The 20,283-nt window shown below is 47.7% G+C and carries 15 protein-coding genes, 1 tRNA gene and 1 pseudogene; 10 read left to right on the top strand and 7 right to left on the bottom strand.

The annotated features are described in order from the left end of the window. Positions 1-180 precede the first annotated feature (180 nt). A tRNA-Glu gene (locus KVT36_RS26920) sits at positions 181-252 on the bottom strand. Between the two features lie 139 nt (positions 253-391). Between KVT36_RS26920 and gap the strand changes: the two genes are divergently transcribed. From gap to KVT36_RS33290, 5 genes and pseudogenes are all read left to right on the top strand, one after another. Further along, positions 392-1,408 carry a type I glyceraldehyde-3-phosphate dehydrogenase gene (gap, locus tag KVT36_RS26915; RefSeq protein WP_217606537.1) on the top strand — a complete coding sequence of 339 codons (1,017 nt, stop codon included), beginning with the start codon at positions 392-394 and terminating at the stop codon, positions 1,406-1,408. A gap of 103 nt (positions 1,409-1,511) precedes the next feature. Next, positions 1,512-2,708 (top strand): annotated as a pseudogene (gene pgk, locus KVT36_RS26910) (phosphoglycerate kinase). A gap of 104 nt (positions 2,709-2,812) precedes the next feature. Beyond that, positions 2,813-4,054 carry a C4-dicarboxylate transporter DctA gene (gene dctA / locus KVT36_RS26905; RefSeq protein ID WP_217606536.1) on the top strand — a complete coding sequence of 414 codons (1,242 nt, stop codon included), beginning with the start codon at positions 2,813-2,815 and terminating at the stop codon, positions 4,052-4,054. A 17-nt stretch (positions 4,055-4,071) separates the two neighbouring features. Beyond that, positions 4,072-4,929: an SMP-30/gluconolactonase/LRE family protein gene (locus KVT36_RS26900; protein ID WP_254640223.1), complete on the top strand. Its 858-nt coding sequence runs from the start codon at positions 4,072-4,074 to the stop codon at positions 4,927-4,929. Positions 4,930-4,979: 50 nt separating this feature from the next. Beyond that, entirely contained in the window at positions 4,980-8,144 is a 3,165-nt protein-coding gene (locus tag KVT36_RS33290; RefSeq protein ID WP_217606535.1) for a sensor histidine kinase, read from the top strand. A gap of 27 nt (positions 8,145-8,171) precedes the next feature. Here the strand turns inward: KVT36_RS33290 and KVT36_RS26890 are convergent, their stop codons facing one another. The 4 genes from KVT36_RS26890 to KVT36_RS26875 all read right to left on the bottom strand — a co-directional run bounded on the left by KVT36_RS26890 (position 8,172) and on the right by KVT36_RS26875 (position 11,193). After that, the gene (locus tag KVT36_RS26890; RefSeq protein ID WP_217606534.1) at positions 8,172-9,113 is read right to left on the bottom strand and encodes a hypothetical protein; all 942 of its coding nucleotides are present in this window, start codon (positions 9,111-9,113) and stop codon (positions 8,172-8,174) included. A gap of 40 nt (positions 9,114-9,153) precedes the next feature. Then, positions 9,154-9,945 (bottom strand): YgcG family protein, encoded by a 792-nt coding sequence (locus tag KVT36_RS26885; protein ID WP_254640222.1) that lies wholly within the window; start codon positions 9,943-9,945, stop codon positions 9,154-9,156. Beyond that, positions 9,942-10,397, bottom strand: a complete 456-nt coding sequence (locus tag KVT36_RS26880; protein WP_089920034.1) for a TPM domain-containing protein — start codon at positions 10,395-10,397, stop codon at positions 9,942-9,944. The genes KVT36_RS26885 and KVT36_RS26880 overlap by 4 nt, the downstream gene beginning before the upstream one ends. 217 nt (positions 10,398-10,614) lie before the next feature. Beyond that, a complete protein-coding gene (locus KVT36_RS26875) occupies positions 10,615-11,193 on the bottom strand; it encodes a LemA family protein (protein WP_217606533.1) in 579 nt (192 codons plus the stop codon). A 324-nt stretch (positions 11,194-11,517) separates the two neighbouring features. Here KVT36_RS26875 and KVT36_RS26870 point away from each other — a divergent pair, with 324 nt between their 5' ends. Next, positions 11,518-11,982 (top strand): response regulator, encoded by a 465-nt coding sequence (locus KVT36_RS26870; protein WP_089920030.1) that lies wholly within the window; start codon positions 11,518-11,520, stop codon positions 11,980-11,982. A gap of 18 nt (positions 11,983-12,000) precedes the next feature. Here the strand turns inward: KVT36_RS26870 and KVT36_RS26865 are convergent, their stop codons facing one another. After that, the gene (locus KVT36_RS26865; protein WP_217606532.1) at positions 12,001-13,248 is read right to left on the bottom strand and encodes a FecR family protein; all 1,248 of its coding nucleotides are present in this window, start codon (positions 13,246-13,248) and stop codon (positions 12,001-12,003) included. A 30-nt stretch (positions 13,249-13,278) separates the two neighbouring features. Continuing rightward, complete coding sequence (locus tag KVT36_RS26860) at positions 13,279-13,728, bottom strand: RNA polymerase sigma factor (protein WP_217606531.1); 450 nt, start codon at positions 13,726-13,728, stop codon at positions 13,279-13,281. Positions 13,729-14,095: 367 nt separating this feature from the next. Here KVT36_RS26860 and KVT36_RS26855 point away from each other — a divergent pair, with 367 nt between their 5' ends. The 4 genes from KVT36_RS26855 to KVT36_RS26840 all read left to right on the top strand — a co-directional run bounded on the left by KVT36_RS26855 (position 14,096) and on the right by KVT36_RS26840 (position 20,255). Further along, positions 14,096-15,469: a dipeptidase gene (locus tag KVT36_RS26855; RefSeq protein WP_217606530.1), complete on the top strand. Its 1,374-nt coding sequence runs from the start codon at positions 14,096-14,098 to the stop codon at positions 15,467-15,469. 120 nt (positions 15,470-15,589) lie between these two features. Then, positions 15,590-15,997, top strand: a complete 408-nt coding sequence (locus tag KVT36_RS26850; RefSeq protein WP_217606529.1) for an RNA-binding S4 domain-containing protein — start codon at positions 15,590-15,592, stop codon at positions 15,995-15,997. 157 nt (positions 15,998-16,154) lie between these two features. Beyond that, a complete protein-coding gene (gene lysA, locus KVT36_RS26845; protein WP_217606528.1) occupies positions 16,155-17,381 on the top strand; it encodes a diaminopimelate decarboxylase in 1,227 nt (408 codons plus the stop codon). Positions 17,382-17,912: 531 nt separating this feature from the next. Beyond that, entirely contained in the window at positions 17,913-20,255 is a 2,343-nt protein-coding gene (locus KVT36_RS26840; protein WP_217606527.1) for a GAF domain-containing protein, read from the top strand. Positions 20,256-20,283: the final 28 nt, after the last annotated feature.

Genomic DNA, 20,283 nt, shown 5'->3' with positions numbered 1-20,283 from the left:
ATCGGGCAGGTTTCCTGCTTCAATGACCGTCTTCCCCGATGATATTTATTATAACGTGAAAAACATGCGTATCTAAGCAAAAAATAAATGGGTGCGTCCTCCCTTTTGCCTTCCTGGAGCGGGCTTCTGCTGAAAAAGAAAAAGGGAACTTCCAAGCCTGCCTTGAAAATTCCCTTTCAGTACCGCGTACGGGAATCGAACCCGTGATTCATCCGTGAAAGGGTTGCGTCTTAACCCCTTGACCAACGCGGCAAAACAATTTGGGATTGCAAAGGTAATATCTAACCGCATATTTCCAAAATAAATTTCCTTAACGCAAATTTCTATTGATTAATCCCTGTATAGCTTGTAAATTCGCATCTCTATTTTTCAATTCAAATCACAGTGTAAAATGGGAACGTCTCTTAAAATCGGTATTAACGGGTTCGGTCGTATTGGCCGTTTGGTATACCGCCAGATCTACAAAATGCCCGGTATTGATGTGGTAGCAATCAATGACCTTACCAGCCCTAAGGTGCTGGCTCATCTGCTGAAGTATGACTCCGCGCAGGGTAGATTTGACGCTGATGTAAAGTCTTCTGACAATGCTATCTCCGTTAATGGCGATGAAGTAAAAATATATGCACAGAAAGATCCTTCACAGATCCCCTGGAAAGACCACGGTATCGACGTTGTGATCGAGTGCACCGGCTTCTTTACCGATAAGGAAAAGGCCGAAGCTCACCTGAAAGCAGGCGCTAAACGCGTAGTGATCTCTGCCCCTGCTACCGGCGACCTGAAAACTATCGTGTTCAATGTAAACCATGAAATCCTGGATGGTAGCGAAACCGTTATCTCCTGCGCTTCCTGTACTACAAACTGCCTGGCCCCTATGGCTAAGGTAATGAACGATACATTCGGTATTGTGGCCGGTCAGATGACCACCATCCACGCATATACCAACGACCAGAACACCCTGGATGCCCCGCACCCCAAAGGTGATCTGCGCCGCGCCCGCGCTGCTGCCGCCAACATCGTACCCAACAGCACCGGTGCTGCCAAAGCCATTGGCCTGGTGCTGCCCGCGCTGAAAGGTAAGCTGGACGGTGGTGCACAACGTGTACCTACCATCACCGGCTCTTTAACTGAATTAACAGTTGTTCTGTCTAAGAAAACATCCGTAGAAGAAGTGAATGCAGCGATGAAAGCCGCAGCCAACGAATCTTACGGTTATAACGAAGACGAGATCGTAAGCACTGATATCGTAGGTATGCACTTCGGTTCCCTGTTTGACGCTACACAGACTAAGATTGTGACTGTAGGCGACACGCAGCTGGTGAAAACCGTAGCCTGGTACGATAACGAAATGAGCTACGTATCCCAGCTGGTACGTACCGTTAAGTACTTTGCAGGTCTGATCAGCAAATAATACAGCTTACCATAGTGAAAGGTGGAAAGTGAAAGGTGAATATAGTTCACACTTCGCTTTTCACCTTTTACGTTTTTCCGTTCACTTTATTAATGGAATTGTTATGAGTAAATTCTCCGGTTATAACTTCAAAGGCCATAAAGCCCTGGTGCGTGTGGATTTTAACGTGCCCCTGAACGATAAATATGAGATCACGGACGATACCCGTATGCGTGCCGCCGTGCCCACCATCAAAAAAATATTGAAAGATGGCGGCGCCGTGATCCTGATGTCCCACCTGGGTCGCCCCAAGGACGGGCCTACGGATAAGTATTCCCTCAAACACCTGGTATACCACCTGGTAAGTTTGCTGGATGGCACTACCGTTAAGTTTGCAGAAGACTGTATAGGTCCCAAAGCACAGGAAGCCGCCTCCAACCTGCAGATGGGCGAAGTGCTGCTGCTGGAAAACCTGCGTTTCCACAAGCAGGAAGAAAAAGGCGATGCCGCTTTTGCGCAGGAGCTGGCCAAGCTGGGAGATGTGTATGTGAACGATGCCTTTGGCACCGCCCACCGCGCACACGCCTCTACAGCCGTAATTGCACAATACTACCCTACAGACGCACGTATGTTCGGTTTGCTGATGGAAGCCGAAGTAAGCAACGCGGAAAAAGTGCTGCATAACGCTGAAAACCCCTTCACCGCTATTTTAGGCGGCGCTAAGGTGAGCGATAAGATATTGATCATAGAAAACCTGATGGAAAAAGCCAACAACATCATTATTGGCGGCGGTATGGCTTATACCTTCCTGAAGGCGCAGGGTAAAGAGATCGGCAACTCCCTGGTAGAAAACGATAAGCTGGACCTGGCAAAAGAGCTGGAAGCCAAAGCAAAAGCTAAAGGTGTAAACCTGCTGCTGCCGGTGGATTCCGTTGCGGCAGATAAGTTTGCAGCCGATGCCAATACACAGGTAGTATCCAACGACAACATTCCCGCCGGCTGGATGGGACTGGACATTGGAGAAAAGTCCATACAAAAGTTCAGCGAAGTAATTGCCCGGTCCAAAACTATTTTGTGGAACGGGCCGATGGGCGTATTTGAAATGGAAGCCTTCCAGAAAGGTACTAAAGCCGTGGCAGATGCTATTGTGAAAGCTACCTCACAGGGCGCTTTTTCCCTGGTAGGTGGTGGCGACTCCGTAGCTGCGGGGGATCAGTTTGGCCTGGCCGACAAGGGAAGCTAGGGATCCACAGGTGGTGGGGCTATGCTGGAATACTTTGAAGGTAAAGAGCTGCCGGGTATTGCTGCAGTAAATGCCTAAACGAAATACTACTTATACAAGTACAAGCCCTCCGCTTAGCGGGGGGCTTTCTTTTACGCTAAAGTGCCGCTCCCATCTTAAACTTTATTTGTATTTTGGAATATATGAAGAAGTTTTACCAACATCTCTATTTCCAGGTAATAGTAGCTATCATACTGGGTATTATAGCAGGGTTACTGTTTCCCGGGATAGCCGGCACTGCTAAGCTGATCAGCGATATATTCATTAACCTCATCAAAATGCTGATAGCCCCTATCATCTTCCTCACCATTGTGCTGGGCATTGCCCGCATGGGGGATATGAAAAAGGTAGGCCGGGTAGGCGGTAAGGCTTTATTATACTTTGAGATCGTAACCACCCTGGCCATTATTATTGGGCTGATAGTGGCCAATTGCCTGAAACCCGGTCATGGCGTGGCCTTTACGCATGTAAATGTAGCTGCTGCCGCCAAAATAGAAAAAGATGCAGCCGGCATGAACTGGGTGGAATTCTTCCTGCACATTGTACCCTCTAACGTATTTGAATCATTTGCCAAAGGCGATATTTTGCAGGTGCTGGTATTCGCCATCCTGTTCGGTTACGGTATTACCCGTATGAAAGATGCCGGTATTCCCCTGTTACATACCTTTGACCGTATATCACAGGTGTTCTTCAACATTCTGAAAGTGATCATGAAGCTGGCGCCCCTGGGAGCTTTTGGCGGTATGGCCTATACAATCGGCAACTTTGGCGCAGGAGCTTTAATCCCTTTGCTGAAGCTTATGCTGTGCGTGTACCTGACCATGTTCCTGTTTATTTTCCTGGTGCTGGGCAGCATAGCGCGTATTTACCGCTTCAGCCTCTGGAAGTATTTAAAATTTGTAAGTAATGAAATACTGCTGGTGCTGGGCACCTCCTCCTCAGAATCCGCATTGCCGGGTATGATGGAGCGCCTGGAGCAGCTGGGCTGTTCCCGCTCCGTGGTAGGGCTGGTAATACCTGCCGGTTATTCCTTTAACCTGGACGGTACCAGCATCTACTTATCCATGGCCGTTATATTCCTGGCGCAGGTATTTGGTGTAGATCTTACGCTGGCACAGGAGATAACCATCATAGGTATACTGGTTATTACCTCCAAAGGCGCAGCCGGCATTACCGGCAGCGGGTTTATTGTACTGGCATCCACGCTCACAGTTATTAAAGTAATACCGGTAGAAGGGCTGGCCATCCTGATAGGGGTGGACCGTTTTATGTCAGAAGCCAGGGCTATCACTAACCTCATAGGCAATGGCGTGGCCACTATTGTGGTGGCTAAAAGTGAAAGGGAGTTTGACGAAGCCCGCTACCAGGCAGCTATAAACGCATAAATTAAAATTTAACCGTTATGAAAACACAACACAATCCCCTTTTTGCCGGCCTGCTCATAGCCGCCGGCCTGCTGGGTGTATTACCCGTTACAGCCCAAGCACAAGTAACCCTGGAAAAACAATGGGAAACGGATACCACCCTCCGCGTGCCGGAATCCGTTTATTTTGATGCTAAAAGAAATGTGCTGTATGTATCCGATATTGAAGGCGATGGCGCTGCCAAAGATGGGCAGGGCTTCATTTCCCGCCTGTCGCCGGAAGGGAAGGTGCTGGACCTGGAATGGGTAAAAGGACTGAATGCACCCAAAGGATTGGGCGTGTACAGGAACTTTTTATACGTAGCTGATCTTACTGAAATAGTAGTAATAGATATTGATAAAGGCAGCATTGTAGAACATGTTCCTGTAGAAGGGGCTATATTCCTGAACGATATTACCGTTGACAATAAAGGCACAGTATACGTTAGTGATTCACGGACCGGTAAGGTGCACCAGTACAAGAATGGTAAGGTAACCACCCTGCTGGAAGGGTTAAAAGGCCCCAATGGCCTGCTGGCGCTGCCCAATGCCTTTTATGTGCTGGCAGATGGCGCTATGTTTAGCCTGGAAAAAGATAATAGCCTGAAAAAAATAACAGCCGTTAGTAAAAGTGTAGACGGTATAGAACAGGTAAAACCCGGCGAATTCATCGTATCTTGCTGGCCGGGTGAAGTGTTCTATGTAAACGCTTCCAAAGGTACTGCAGTTAAGCTGCTGGATACACAGGCGCAGAAACTGAATACGGCAGATATTGGGTACAATCCACAAAAGAAGATCGTATATATCCCTACTTTTTTCGGTAATAAGGTAGTAGCCTATGTACTGAAAGGGCTCTAGCAGCAGCAACCTACATCCGGTAATCCTGTAAATGTAAACTGTCAAAGTGAGTGAAAGTGTTTAATTGGCTGGCATATATCCCTGGCAACGCGCTGCTGACACGTGTGGCATTTTACATTTCACTCTGGTTATGGGTTTGTATGCAGCCCGCATGGGCGCAGGAACCGCATGTATCCTACAAATTCTCTCACCTGAACCTGGGCAACGGGCTGGCCAGCAACCACGTATCCGCCATTATGCAGGACCGTAAAGGCTTTGTATGGATAGCCAGCACCGCCCTGCAGCGGTACGATGGCAGCAACCTGCTTACCATAGCCAATTTTGACCGGGTGCCCGGCACCATTTATTACGATGATATTTGCCTGTGCGAAGACCGCAAAGGCCGCATCTGGATGGGCGCGCCGGATAATATACAATTCTACGACCCTGCCACCAGCGCACTAAAAGCACTAAAGGTAGATATACCACCCTCCTCGCAGGGCAATATACAATGCAGCCATATTGTGGAAGATGCGGAAGGCGTAATATGGGCCACCACCCAGGAAGGCCTGCTGCGCTTTGACGATAGTACCGGCATGTTTGAAAAAGCCACCATGGTTCCCGAGGCAGAACGCCTGCAAATGAGCAGCGCCATTACAGAAGACCATGAAGGTAACCTGTGGATCAGCGGCAGGCACGGTATTTTCCTGCTGGATAAACAACGTAAACATTTATATAACACCGCCTACAACCCGCGGCAGCTGCCGGTTTTCAGCATTGCTGCCAGCGTGCGTAAATTTTATATTGACTACCGCCGCCGTATATGGATAGCCGCCCGGGGCGAGGGGCTTTATTGTTACGACCCTGTAAGCCGGCGCCTGCAATCCTACCCGGTAGGAGAGGTGTTTGATATGACTGCAGACCCGGATCATAACATATGGATAGCTACTGACCATAGAGGCATTTACCGGTACGACAGTAACCTGGATGCTTTTTCCGTGAACATACGCGCTGAAAATACAGATGACCTGGGCCTGCACTACGACTTTGAAACCAACTGTTTTTTAACGGACCGTGAGGGGCATTTATGGATAGGTACGGACCTGGGCGTAAATATCCTGAGCCTGCATAACAGCGCATTCCGGATGATGGACCACCGTACCGTTTTTAACAGCACCACGCAGCGCCTGCCCCGCGCAGAAGTAACAGACCTGCTGCAAACCCGCAGTGGCGATGTGTTTGCCGGTTATTGGGGGCAGGGTTTCTGCTGGTTTAATGCCGGTCTTGAGCTAAAGCAGCATTTTACGCATAACAGTAATGATCCCGCACATTGCCTGCCGGAGCCCCGTGGCCTGGTATGGAGCTTTGCCGAAATGAAGAACGGGCATGTGCTGATAGGGCAGGAGAATGGTTTTTTATCAGAATTTGATCCGGAGCAGGGCAAATTTATATCCCACTACAACCCGCCCGCTTTCGAAGATCAAACCCTGATGAGCATGTACGTGGAAAATGACACCTCCATATGGGTGGGCCTGTATAAAAGAGGGCTGGCCCACTGGAACCCGCGTACGAAAAACGCCAAAGCCTATCCGCAGCTAATAACCAACCTGCAGCGGCAAACCTCCGTCATGGACATTGTGCCGGAGAACGATTCCCTGTTATGGCTGGCCACCAGCACAGCAGGGCTGGTACTGTTTAACAGCCATACCGGCCAGGTAGTGGTAAAAGAAAGTTTTAGCGGGGAGCAGCGGTTTGTAAATAACATTACCAGCTTATATAAACAGGATGATACTACACTGGTAGCCGGTACAGATCACGGGCTGTGGGTATTTAATCCCCGGCGCACTACCGTTAAACCCTTAAAGGTGAACGGGCTGTTATTTGATGAATGGGTGCTGTGCTTACAGGGCGATGGTAAACAGGGCATCTGGTTCACTACCGAATATGGCTTTTACCGTTTTAACCGCCGGCTGTTTAACCTTGAAACATTTATACAGGGCGATAATATTATTGATAACAACCGTAAAGTACGCCGCCGTATCCTGCCCCTGCAGGATGGGCGTTTAGTGGTAGGCAGCTCAGATCACTTTGTAGCTTTGGATCCCGCCGTATTAAAAGTGGCGCCGCCACCACCGGATGTAAGCATACTGGGACTTAAAGCGCTGGACAGCAGCATACAGATAGATGCAGCCATTGACACCCGGCAGCCGGTTACGTTAAACTACAAGCAGAACTTTATTTCCATTGAGTTTAAAAGCCTGCAATACCACCATGAAAAGATCCGGTATTATTACCAGCTGGATGGGCTGGATGAAGACTGGGTGAATGCAGAAGGGTTACTAATGGCCAAATACACTAACCTGCCGCCGGGCAACTATACGTTTAAAGTGCGCAGCGTGAACACCGCCGGTACTTTTTCTGCCAACACTACCATACTGCGCATAAACATAAAACCGGCCTTCTGGCAAACGAACTGGTTCCGCCTGTTGATACTATTGCTGGTAGCAGCCTTTATTTACATTTATTTCCGCGCACGCATTTATTTTATAAAAAAGGAGGCCAAACGCCGCACGCTGATGCAGCAACGTATGGCGCAACTGGAAATGAAAGCCCTGCGCGCGCAAATGAAACCGCATTTTATTTTTAATGCGCTCAACTCTATTCAAACATTTATGATGAAGAGCGAAACAGAGCAGGCGCTTGCTTACCTGAACCGTTTTGCCCGCCTCATTCGCAGCGTATTGGACCACTCCCAGCTCAACACCATTCCCATCTCAAAAGAGGTGAATATGCTGGAAAACTATATTGAATTGGAGAAGCTGCGCTTTGCAGACCAGTTTGATTATAAGATCACCATAGATCCCGCTATAGACGCGGATTTCACAGAGATCCTCACCATGATCATTCAGCCCTTTATAGAAAACGCCATCTGGCATGGGCTGCTGCATAAAAAAGAGGAGCAGGGAAAATTATTATTGACGTTCACCAAAATGCAGGATCGTATTTTGTGTACAGTAGAAGATAATGGTATTGGCCGTGAAAGATCGGCCGCGCTGAAACAGCTAAGCGGTTATACCCACGCCTCCCGTGGCCTGCAGATCACCCGCGATCGCTTATCCCTCTATAACAGCCGTTTTAATGTAGCGGCCTCCTTTGATATTGAAGACCTGTTTGATGCAGAAGGCCAGCCATGCGGCACCCGGGTTAATTTGTGGTTCCCGTTAGGGGAGGATTAAATTGCGTTCTACTCAATTCGTAATTTTTTACTGTTCCACTTTCACTACGTGCTTCCCCTCATCATCCCATCTCCACGGGTTATCCATCAGCTGCAGCCCACCCAGCCACCGGTGCTGCAGGGAAATATAATCTGTATAATTCTCTTCATTATTCAATACTTCCCGCCCCAGGCTGGTAATAGACAGCATTACATCCTGCTGTTCAATGATACCGGCGCTGCGCATACGCTGTATGTAAAGGTCCAGCTGAAAATCACCAAAGCCATAGATCTTCATATCATCCCAGAACTGCGCATACAGGTCATACCAGCGCAGGCTTGACAAAGACAGCTTACGCAGGAAATAGCTTTGAATGGCATTCAGGCCGTTGTCCAGTGCAGGCAAACGTTGCAGGTGTGCTATCAGGGCCGGGCCCAGGTAAGATAAGTGAGCGGTAGCATGCTGGCTGATGGTTTCCAGCTCCGGCGGATCGCCCTTGCAGTAGGCCTCCCAGGCATGTGCTGCCAGCTGCATGTCTGCTTCTTCCAGGTACACCCGCTCCTGTAATAATGCAGGGAAATGGTAAGGCATTAACAGCCCCAGTCCCCGGAAGTCTGCTACTTCAGGATGGTTCTCAATAGATACCAGGCTTATTTTGGGCAGGCGTATCACCTGCGTGCGCAGGTAATGGAGTATAAAAAGAAGGTTGATCTGGCAAAAGAGGTCAAACTCAAACCACAGCACTATTTCATTATATTCACCCGCTGTTTTAAGCTTTTCCAGCTCTTTAACTACGTTGGCAAAATAAGTTTGCCGGTCAATACCATAATACTGTTCCAGGTGTTTGGCGCGGGTTTCAAAAAATGCCGCCATATCATTGGTACATATCACTTTGCCTTCACACATCATTTCCCGGCATACTACAATCTCACCCGGGATATCACTTTGCCGGAACAAGGTCAGGGTAGCATCGCCGTTAAGAACATGCATATAAGACATGGTGTTACTTTTTTCAATGTCAACAGGGAGCTTACCAGCTGCCACTGGCGCCACCGCCACCGCCGGAGCCGCCGCCAAATCCTCCGAAACCACCACCACCGCCACCGGACGACCATCCGCCGCCTCCGCCGCCGCTACCCCATCCGCCACCAATGGGAAAACCTCCCAAACCTCCCAAACCGCCCCAGCCTCTCCGGCTGATGGTAGTATTACCGCCACGGCGGTTGTTGATAATAGATACAATGATGATAATAATAATGATCATCACAAAAATAGCGCCGCCCCCGCCGCTCTTCCTGGCTTTGGGGATGCCTTTATATTCGCCGGCAGCTGCTTTTTCAATAGCATCCACCGCTTCATCCAGTCCCTGATAATAGTGCCCCTGGCGGAAATTGGGCACAATGATCTGATCTATAATGCGGTTGGCTATAGCATCCGGTATAGCGCCTTCCAGCCCGTAACCGGTTTCTATGCGTATTTTCCGGTCGTCAATAGCAGCCAGGATCACCAAACCGTTGTTCTTGCCTTTCACACCCACTCCCCAATCGCGTAATATTTTCAACGCCACCTCGCTCACATCATAATCGCCGGTTGTTTTAACCGTTACAATCGCTATCTGGGAAGAGGTGCTGTCGCTATAGGCTACTACCTTACTCTCCAGCGCTTCTGCCTCCTCGCGTAACAGCACGCCTGCCATATCATTCACCAGCCGGGGTGGGTTAGGCCTGGTGGGAATCTCCTGTGCATAGGTATGTAAGCCTGTAACCAGCAACATACTGAACCATAACCAGCAAAATATCCTCATAAATAATCTATGCTTCATCGGCCAAAAATAATGTCGTCCGGCAATTCGTTTTCGTCGCCGGATGCGTAGGGGAAATGTGTGTGTAACGATTCCCCGATCTCTTTAATACATTCCTCCATACCCTCCACTACCCGTTGCTGGGAGAAATGAACCTTTAATAGATGGGCTTCTTTTTGCCAGAAATGATCACCTACTTTATCATGAATGCCTTTGTCGCCCAGGATGGCAAATTGCCGGTCTTTCAGGGCTACATATAACAGCACTCCGTTATGTTGTTTTGTTTTTTCCATACCCAGCGACAGGAATATTTCCTGCGCCCGGTCCATGGGATCTACATACGAGCAACGGCTTTCTACAAACAGCCTTATTTCGCCGCTGGTCAGCCTTTCCGCTGTACGGATGGCCTGCACCAGCCGCTCTTTTTCAGGCTCCTGCAAAAGCTCTTTTTTACCAAATGGAAATAAACCCATGAGTATTTGGGATTTTAGATCTTGGATGTACGATTTTAGATTTTAGGGAAAGCACTGCTCCGGAATTTAAGATCACCGCGCAAGTCCAGGGCCTGTTTGGGTCCCTTGGGCTTGTTTGGACCAGCGGCCGCCAGGGCCGTGTTGCATGATCTTAAATGGGAAAACCAGCGTCCTGAGATCTAAAATCGTACATCTGAGATCGTAAATCAGAAAATCTTTAGAACTGAACTTTCGGTGCATTCTCAGATCCGGCCTGCGCCTGGAAATATCCTTTCTGCTGGAACCCACTGATGCCGGCAATAATATTATTCGGGAAAGTACGTACAGAGCTGTTGTAGCCGTTCACCGCCTCGTTAAAATCATTACGGGCCACGGTTATACGATTTTCTGTGCCTTCCAGCTGCGCCTGCAGGTCCAGGAAGTTCTGGTTAGCCTTCAGCTGCGGATAGCTTTCCGCTACTGCCAGCAAACGGCCCAGGGCAGAACTCAGCTGGCCTTGCGCCTGCTGGAATTGCTGGATCTTTTCCGGAGACAGGTCATCAGCGTTTACAGTGATCTGGGTGGCTTTGGCGCGGGCTTCAATTACCTGCGTTAAAGTAGTTTGCTCAAAGTTGGCAGCGCCTTTTACCGTGCTTACCAGGTTGGGGATAAGGTCGGCCCGGCGTTGATACTGGCTTTGTACGGCGCCCCATTTATTCTTTACATTCTCGTCCTGCTTTACAAGGCCGTTGTACTTATTGCAGCCGAACATGCCTAATAATACAAGGACAACAACTACAATGATCCATTTTTTCATTTGTTAAACGGTTTAATTTTTATATTCACATTAGAAGATAATGCCGGTACATAGCGCGCTGGTTATGTGTCATTTAACCACGCCAAAGAGATACGAATGCACCAAACCTACACACATTTCACCAAACTGCAAAAACTATCTGTTGTCCCCATATGCTACAAATACCCGCAAAAAATAAGACTAAAAATCCTTTGTTTATCCATAATTTTGTGGAAATATTTTCCCCTCAGGTAACCATACGGGCTATAGAAATTCAATGTAGCAATGGGTTTATTGTTTGTAACTCATTTATTTTTATTAACTTAGAACTAAGGTCTCCTTGAAATGAGTGCGCAACACATCCATATTCTCTATATCGATGATGAGATAAACAACCTGACCGCTTTCAGGGCCGCCTTCCGCAGGCTGTATACCGTGTACACCGCCGCATCAGCAGCAGAGGCAGAACAATTGTTACTTGAACACGAAGTTCACATCATTATCTCCGACCAGCGTATGCCTAAAATGACGGGCATAGAATTCTTCGAAACTATTTTGGATAAACATCCGGAGCCTATCCGCATCCTGCTAACCGGTTATGCAGATATTAACGCGGTGATAGATGCTATCAACAAAGGCCAGGTGTACAAGTATTTTTCCAAACCCTGGAACGAGGAAGAGCTGAAGCATAATATTGAAAAAGCGTACGAAGTATTCTCCCTCCGGCGCGAAAACAAAGAGCTAACTGCTAAGCTGTTGGATGTGAATGAAAAGCTGGAATTCCTGCTCCGGCAAAAATTGATCTCCTGAAAAAATTAATCCTGCAACTTATTTCCTGGTGTTGAAGTGAATGGTGTTATCGTAAATGCGATAATCCAGCCGCAGCACATTGGCCAGCTGGTCCAGGAAGCCGGAAAGGGGTTTGTTCTTCTCCAGGCAGCCGCTGTATTCTGCACCTGCTATTGATTGGGGCTCAAAAGCTAATTTAAGGCCAAACCAGCGCTGTATAACCGGCTGCAGGTCTGCCAGGCGGGTATTGCGGAAACGGTAAATACCTTCCCGCCAGGAGAGGGTAATGGATTCATCAAAACGTTTTACCTTAAACCTTTCCCCGGTCCTGTAAATAGCTTCATAACCGGGTTTTAATGTAACATCCAGTGAATCCCCTACATCTGTTACGGCAGCACCCTGCACCAGCGAGGTAACTACCAGGTCCGCATTATAGGAGTTAATATTAAAAGCCGTTCCAAGCGCCTTTACAGAAGTGCTGGGGGTATGTACAATAAAAGGCTGGCTGGAATTCTTGGCCACTATAAAGTAAGCTTCGCCATCCAGGTAAACTTCTCTTGTTTTTCCCAGGAAAATGAATGGGAACCGTAGTGTAGAGCTGGCGTTCAGGTGCACTTCCGTACCATCGGCCAGCTCCAGCCGGTAATCCGTTCGGGGAGGTACGGTTAAGGTATTCCATTCCACCTTGGCAGGCGCACCTGCATCAGCCACCAATTCATTGTTATTAACGGAATCCGGTAGCTGGCGGGTTAAATAAATGCTGTCTGTGGCAGTAGTAGCAGCTGTTACACCAGGCATGGGGCCGGGCGTTACAGGAGCCATATTATTATTACTGCCGGCCAGCTGAATGTTTGGCGTTGTATAGTTGCTTACAGGCGATGCCGCTGGTGTTTTGCTGGTATTAACCACTGCCAGGGCAGGAGGTTGTGAGTGTGAGTAGTAATGATCATACAGGTAAAATCCCAGCCCGCCGGCTGCCAGCAATGCTGTAATAATAACTGCAGCAACAGCAACACGGTATTTTTTTATGAACAGCAGCACACGGTTGGGGAAAGGAGGTGCGGGCTTTAACAATGTTTCAATTTTACACCATACCAGGTCCGCCCGGAGATCTTCCAGGATATCTTCATTCGTGGCAACTTTGGCATTTTCCAGTTCCAGCCAGCAGTTGCGCACATGTTCGTCGTACTTCATTACCTGCTGCAGGTACCGGTCATTCTCTTTAGAGATCTCCCCCAGTTGTTTTTCCAGCAGCAATTGGTAAATGTATTCTTGATCAAATTTCATATGAATAAGCTCATAAGAAAGTTTCGAGGTTTAACTGTACCTGATGACGCGCAGATCTTCCAGCGCCTGTTTTAATTTATCTGCCGGCAGTCCGTCCAGTGCGCTTAACACCTGTTTACGCAGCTCCTGTTGTTCATTCGGATTTGTACCATTTGTATTTGTATGCTCGTTAGTTTGAGGTAAATGTTTTTCATCGCCCGCCTGGCTTTTCGGATCTTTCTTCAGCTGTTCCACACAATCCAGATGTACCTGCTGATAGAGAAAGCCACCTACGGATTGTTGTATATCAAGGTATAACCTTTGTTCCCATATACGTATAAATGTATGCTGCACCAGGTCCTGCGCTCTCCGCATGTTACCAAGCATCGTATGCGCTTTCAGGCATAAAGGCTTATAGTATTTCAGAAAAAAATACTGATACGCCTTTATATTACCCTGTTTTAGCTCTGACAACACAGCCAAATCATCAATACTGTTCATATTGTTTCTTTTTGCGAAAGTGTATACATATACATAGTGTAGGAGCTTAGCATATAGGAATGTAACCCCGGTCCCAGACAAAATTTTGGTGTTTCACTCTATTCGGCACCGAAAATTTCCTATTAAAAGTTACAAAAAAAAGTTAACTATTGGTTAATTAAGTTAATTATTTAATCTCTTTGCATCACCCCGCTTACAATCCGTCTATTAAGTATAAGGTTTATTTATTAATGGTTGATTTAGAAATGATCTGTTCGGGCGCTAATCGGCCCCCTTATTGGCTTTTATATTCATTCCATCAGAGGTAAAATGGCGGTTCATAGTTTTCCATTAAATTGCACCCCATTGAAACCTAATACTCCTGAATATGCAAGTTTGGAAAGATTACCAGGCACAACACCAAGACCGTTTTCTGGATGAATTATTATCGCTGTTGCGCATACCCTCTATCAGCGCAGATTCCCGTTACAGTCAGGATGTAAAAACATGTGCGGAAGCTGTACAGCAGCGCCTGCAGGAAGCCGGCGCCGATAAGGTGGAAATATGCCCTACCGCCGGCCACCCGATTGTGTATGGCGAAAAGATCATAGATCCCAAATTACCTACCGTATTAGTATATGGCCACTACGATGTGCAGCCGCCCGGCCCGCTGGAGCTGTGGCACAGCGGCCCCTTTGAGCCCGTGGTCAAAGACGGCCGCATTTATGCCCGTGGCAGCGCCGATGATAAAGGCCAGTTCTACATGCATGTAAAAGCATTTGAGATCATGATAAGAACCAACAGCCTGCCCTGTAATATTAAGTTCATGATAGAAGGGGAGGAAGAAGTAGGTTCATCTAACCTGGGCATTTTTATTAAAGAAAATAAAGAGCGCTTAAAAGCAGATGTAGTGCTGATCTCCGACACCGCCATGTTAAGCCTGGAAAATCCTTCCCTGGATACCGGTTTACGCGGCCTGTCCTATATGGAAGTAGAGGTTACCGGCCCTAACCGCGATCTGCATAGCGGTGTATATGGCGGCGCAGTTGCTAACCCGGCTACCATACTGGCAAAAATGATCGCTTCCCTGCACGATGAGAATAATCACATTACCATTCCCGGTTTTTATGATAAGGTGCTGGAATTAAGCAAAGCAGAAAGGGAAGCGCTGAATAAAGCGCCCTTTAATGAAGCGGAATATAAGCAGGACCTGGGCGTACAGGAGCTGTGGGGCGAAAAAGGTTACAGCACTATTGAGCGTACCGGCATCCGTCCTACGCTGGAAGTAAATGGCATCTGGGGCGGTTATACCGGCGAAGGCTCCAAAACCGTATTGCCCTCCAAAGCATCCGCCAAAATATCTATGCGGCTGGTGCCCAACCAGGATTGGCATGAGATCTCTGACATGTTCAAAGCGCATTTTGAAAAAATAGCGCCTAAGTCTGTTTCCATAAAGGTTACCGCCCACCATGGCGGCAGCCCCTATGTTACGCCAACAGATCATGTGGCCTTTAAAGCCGCCAGCCGGGCTATTGAAAGCACCTTTGGCAAATCGCCCATTCCCGTACGCGGCGGTGGCAGCATTCCCATTGTAGCGCTGTTTGAAAAAGAGCTGGGGTTAAAAACTATTTTAATGGGCTTTGGGCTGGATAGCGATAACCTGCACTCACCCAACGAAAAATACGACCTGGCGAATTTTTATAAAGGCATAGAAACCATCCCGTATTTTCATCAGTATTTTGCGGAGATGAGTAAAAAATAAAGCAGATCAAAGATCCCGGATAGATAAACAGCCTCCGCACAGGGGGCTGTTTTGTTTAATGAAAACATCTTATTTTTAGCAGGTGAATTAGTTCTAAAACTGAGTGAAGAGAATTTAAGTATGGCAACAGCTCCTGAAAAACTCCGTCTTGATAAATACCTCTGGGCTATCCGCGTGTTTAAAACCCGTAGCCAGGCATCTGCCGCTTGTGAGGCCGGCAAAGTAAAATTGAACGGGACCAGCGTAAAGGCTGCCCGCGCCGTAGGTATTGGCGATCAATATGATATTAAAACAGAAACCCGCAAGTGGAAAATAGAGGTCACCGGCCTGCTGCATAACCGCCAGCAATACACGGAAGCCATTAAGTTTTACGTGGATAAAACCACGGAAGAGGACCAGCTGTTTAACCAGCGCGTGGCCACTACCTTTTATACTGGTAAGCGCCCCAGCAAAATTGGCCGCCCTACCAAGCGGGAGCGCCGCAGCCTGGACGACTTTATGGACGGGGAGGAGGAAAAGCAACCCTGACCCTTTTACCACCCATTACGTTTTCTCGTATTTGCGTAGTAGATTTGCACATCTTTTTGATTTTAGATCAAAACGAACGTCTGGGCGCCCTTATAAATCCGGGCATCCTCCGCCGCCCAAAATCTAAGATCTGAGATCTAAAATCGTAAATTAATAAATGCCTAAACAAAGCGACGTGCTCTCCGCCGATTTCCTGGTGAAGATTGCAGAAGAATTTGGTACCCCGGTATATGTGTACCATGCAGAAAAAATAAAGACCCAGTACGAAAAACTGCAAAAGGCCTTTACTAAAACGGAAGCCCGTTTTTTCTATGCGTGCAAGGCACTTACCAATATCAACATCCTGAAATATATTAACTCCCTGGGCTGCGGGCTGGATACCGTATCCATCCAGGAAGTGCAGCTGGGGCTTAAGGCCGGCTTTGACCCTAAGAACATCATTTTCACACCCAACTGTGTGGATCTGCAGGAGATCATTGCGGCTAAGGACCTGGGCGTAAATATCAATATTGACAATATCTCCATCCTGGAGCAGTTCGGCAATAAGTTCGGCAGCAGTTATCCCATCTGCATCCGCCTGAACCCGCACATTATGGCCGGCGGTAACTTCAAAATTTCCACCGGGCATGTGGATAGCAAGTTTGGCATCTCCATTCACCAGCTGCGCCATATAGAGCGTATTGTAAAAAGCACTAAGCTAAAGGTAACCGGCCTGCACATGCATACCGGTTCAGAAATAAAGGATGTGGATGTGTTCCTGCGTGGTGTAGAGATCATGTTTGAAATGGCAGAACACTTCCCTGACCTGGAATCCATTGACCTGGGCAGCGGCTTTAAAGTAGCCTACCAGCAGGGCGATCCGGAAACGGATATTGACCTGTTAGGCAAAAAGCTGTCCGATGCTTTTAATGGTTTTAATAAGAACTACCACCGCCCGCTGCAGCTGTGGTTTGAGCCGGGAAAGTTCCTGGTAAGCCAGAGCGGTTATTTTGTAGTAAAGGCCAACGTGATCAAGCAAACTACGGCCACCGTATTTGTTGGGGTGAACTCCGGGTTTAACCACCTGATCCGCCCTATGTTCTACGATGCCTTTCACCTGATCCGTAACATCTCCAACCCGCATGGTACAGAACGGATCTATACCGTAGTAGGTAATATCTGCGAAACAGACACCTTTGGCTGGGACCGTAAGATCAATGAGGTACGGGAAGGCGATTTCCTGGTGTTCTATAACGCCGGCGCCTATGGGTTTGAAATGTCGTCTAACTTTAACTCCCGCCTGAAACCTGCAGAAGTGCTGGTAAAAGAAGGCAAACCTCACCTGATCCGCAAAAGAGATACCCTGGATGATATTCTGAAGAACCAGGTAGAGATAACATTCTGAAGAATGTAAAATGTAAAATTTTAAATGTAAAATGTAAAAGTCAATGTAGGACCCATCCGCTGCATTCAACTTTTACATTTTACATTTATCATTTATGATTTTACATTTTTCATTGCCCTCCGATTGCAGTGCAACTGGTACCCTTCCCTCCTAAAACAGCCCCGTAATTGCTGCGACATTGCTGCGCAACTCCTCCCCCCTACATAAAACCCTACCCATAACCCACCCCATCGTTTCACCGCAATTTTCCCATGTCTTTCCCATGAGTTTCTCATGAGTTTCCCTACTAGATCCCATGTTTTCCCTAGTGCATCCCTAGTCAGGGTAACCGCCCATCATCCCCGGGCCTATGTCACTATGGCACACCCAACCGCACGGCATACTTCTTGAATTATACTGTTTAGAAATATTGTAACTTTGTAGCTAATTACTTCTTCCCAAACTGCTTAATCCTGCACACATACACTGTCACACGATAACTGATGCCGAATCAAATATTCGCAAATGAATTAAACTATACTTAAGTTGACTATGAGAGTTTTAACCGCACAAAAAGGTATTTTTAAGGATGAAGGGATCATCGAAAGCAGGATCTCCTTTGCGCCTTTTGTAAGGTTCCTGAAGGAGAAGGCTGCCAACGAAGCAGATACGAGAGCGTTCTACTACCGCAAGCTGGTTGATAAGTTTGAACAGATCCCTGCCGCACTGGTTCCGTTGAACGGACCTGAAGAAGTGGCTGCCCACCAGGAATTACTGGACATTGTGGCGGCCAGCGTTTTTCCCGTTACGGCAGACATGGATAAAGATATTTACGGAATTGGCATGCCTTACAAGTTTGCCATCTTCTATTATTCTGAGCAGTTCAAGAAAGTTTTCACCAAAGACGGAGAGCACCTGGCCACTGTGCCACATGGTTTTGGTACGGATAAGGTAGCAAGAGATAAAAAGGAATGGCTGTATAAGCTCATTCTGCAAAGGGTGTATAAGTTCCCGGTGAACTATGACACAGAGATCATTCATACCGTAGCCACCCCTGAAAATGGCAGTGGCATTAAAGGATACGTAAAGGTAAAGGTAGACCCGCGCTTTGTAGATGTAAAGGTGAAAGGCGAGATCCCGGAGCTTACCTACGACCAGGTTTGCACCAAAAAGGTATGCCTGGACTGGCTGGAGGAAATATTGCCCCTGAGCATGTTTGCCCTGGAAGGCTTTGTGATCTGGACCGTAAAAGATGTTACCCAGGAGCAGGTGCTGAGCCGTGTGAAAGACCTGGTGATGAACATGAACGAAACCAACGAGATCCAGAGCTACCGTAAGCTGGAAGAGAACATCCTGGCTGCATCACAGCTGAAAGAAGCTGCGGTGCACCTGCTGCCAGTACCCAAGATCAACGGCCGTTATGTGCTGGAATCCCGCTTTAGTGAAACGGATATTGTGCTGGGCCTGAAGGGGAATGAAAAACAGCAGCAGCACCTGTTTCAGCAGCTGCTGGAATATATGCTGCACAACCCTCAGCCACTGGTGATACCGGATGTGAATGAAAGCACGGTGCAGCTATATAGCTTCCTGAAATACCTGCCGCTAAAAGGCATTAAGAGCATTATCATAGCGCCCATTATGCACGAGGATGAGCTGCTGGGCATTGTGGAGCTAGCATCTACTGTAGAAAATGGCATTAACCTTGAATCACTGGGCCAGCTGGAGCCAATACACCCTATGGCGGTGCTGCTGCTGAGCAGAAGCCTGGATATACTGAAAAGCCGTATAACCGGGGTTATCAAAGAACAGTTCACTGCCTTGCAATCCGCCGTGGAATGGAAGTTCACAGATGCCGCCTGGCAGTACCTGCACACGCCTGCCACAGAGCGTAAGGATATAGGCAATATAACTTTTGAAGACGTATACCCTTTATATGGGGCCATTGATATCCGCAACTCTTCTGTAGAGCGCAGCAATGCCATACATGAAGACCTGCGGGAGCAATTGCTGCTGATAAAAGATACCCTGCACCAGGTAGATGGTACTATTCACCTCCCTTTGCTGGAAGAAGTGCGTTTTAAGAACGAAGCCCTGCTGGGTGATATCAGCAACAACATGGTATCTGAAGAAGAACAGCAGATCAACGATTTCCTGAACCAGGAAATAGCCCCGCTGTTCAGGCATTTATATGATAGCCATACACAGCTGCAACCCGCGCTGGACACGTATTTTAAAACCATAGATAAATCAGAAGGGCACATTCTTCACCACCGGCAGGAGTATGAGGAAAGCCTGGCCAGCATTAACATGGCCATCAGCAAGTACCTGGATAAAGAGAAGGAGAACATCCAGCTCTCTTTTCCCTGTTACTTTGAAAAGTACCGTACAGATGGTTTGGAGTACAACATTTACATAGGCCAGTCTATTTCACAGCGGCAGAAGTTTGACCTGCTGTACCTGCGTAACCTGCGCCTGTGGCAGCTATCGTCCATGGCAGAAATAGCCAGGCTTACACATAAGCTGAAAGGCGAGCTGAAAGTACCCCTGCAAACCACGCAGCTGATACTGGCGCACAGCAACCCGATAGATATCAGCTTCCGGCAGGATGAAAGACGTTTTGATGTGGAAGGCGCTTATAATATCCGTTACGAGATCATGAAAAAGCGTATTGATAAAGTGCATATTCAACCGGGCGGAGAACGGCTTACACAGCCTAATACCATTGCAGTAGTATATTCTTACGTAAAGGAAATGGAAGAGTACCGCAAATACATACACTTCCTGCAAAATAAAAATGTCCTGAAACCAGGCATTGAAATGCTGGACCTGGAAGAGCTGCAGGGCATCAGCGGTTTAAAGGCCATGCGGGTTGAGGTGAACCTGGAACAGGAATAAGGCTGGTTATACACCATAAATTAAAAGC

The organism is Chitinophaga sp. GbtcB8 (assembly GCF_019091455.1).
Lineage (GTDB): Bacteria > Bacteroidota > Bacteroidia > Chitinophagales > Chitinophagaceae > Chitinophaga.
Note: the sequence above shows the minus strand (reverse complement) of the source record. Positions and strands in the feature narration are given on the sequence as shown.

Coding starts and splice junctions, on each gene's coding strand:
- gap (WP_217606537.1), top strand. CDS start 392: ATGGGAACGTCTCTTAAAATCGGTATTAACGGGTTCGGTCGTATTGGC.
- dctA (WP_217606536.1), top strand. CDS start 2,813: ATGAAGAAGTTTTACCAACATCTCTATTTCCAGGTAATAGTAGCTATC.
- KVT36_RS26900 (WP_254640223.1), top strand. CDS start 4,072: ATGAAAACACAACACAATCCCCTTTTTGCCGGCCTGCTCATAGCCGCC.
- KVT36_RS26890 (WP_217606534.1), bottom strand. CDS start 9,113: ATGCATGTTCTTAACGGCGATGCTACCCTGACCTTGTTCCGGCAAAGT.
- KVT36_RS26885 (WP_254640222.1), bottom strand. CDS start 9,945: ATGAAGCATAGATTATTTATGAGGATATTTTGCTGGTTATGGTTCAGT.
- KVT36_RS26880 (WP_089920034.1), bottom strand. CDS start 10,397: ATGGGTTTATTTCCATTTGGTAAAAAAGAGCTTTTGCAGGAGCCTGAA.
- KVT36_RS26875 (WP_217606533.1), bottom strand. CDS start 11,193: ATGAAAAAATGGATCATTGTAGTTGTTGTCCTTGTATTATTAGGCATG.
- KVT36_RS26870 (WP_089920030.1), top strand. CDS start 11,518: ATGAGTGCGCAACACATCCATATTCTCTATATCGATGATGAGATAAAC.
- KVT36_RS26865 (WP_217606532.1), bottom strand. CDS start 13,248: ATGAAATTTGATCAAGAATACATTTACCAATTGCTGCTGGAAAAACAA.
- KVT36_RS26860 (WP_217606531.1), bottom strand. CDS start 13,728: ATGAACAGTATTGATGATTTGGCTGTGTTGTCAGAGCTAAAACAGGGT.
- KVT36_RS26855 (WP_217606530.1), top strand. CDS start 14,096: ATGCAAGTTTGGAAAGATTACCAGGCACAACACCAAGACCGTTTTCTG.
- KVT36_RS26850 (WP_217606529.1), top strand. CDS start 15,590: ATGGCAACAGCTCCTGAAAAACTCCGTCTTGATAAATACCTCTGGGCT.
- lysA (WP_217606528.1), top strand. CDS start 16,155: ATGCCTAAACAAAGCGACGTGCTCTCCGCCGATTTCCTGGTGAAGATT.
- KVT36_RS26840 (WP_217606527.1), top strand. CDS start 17,913: ATGAGAGTTTTAACCGCACAAAAAGGTATTTTTAAGGATGAAGGGATC.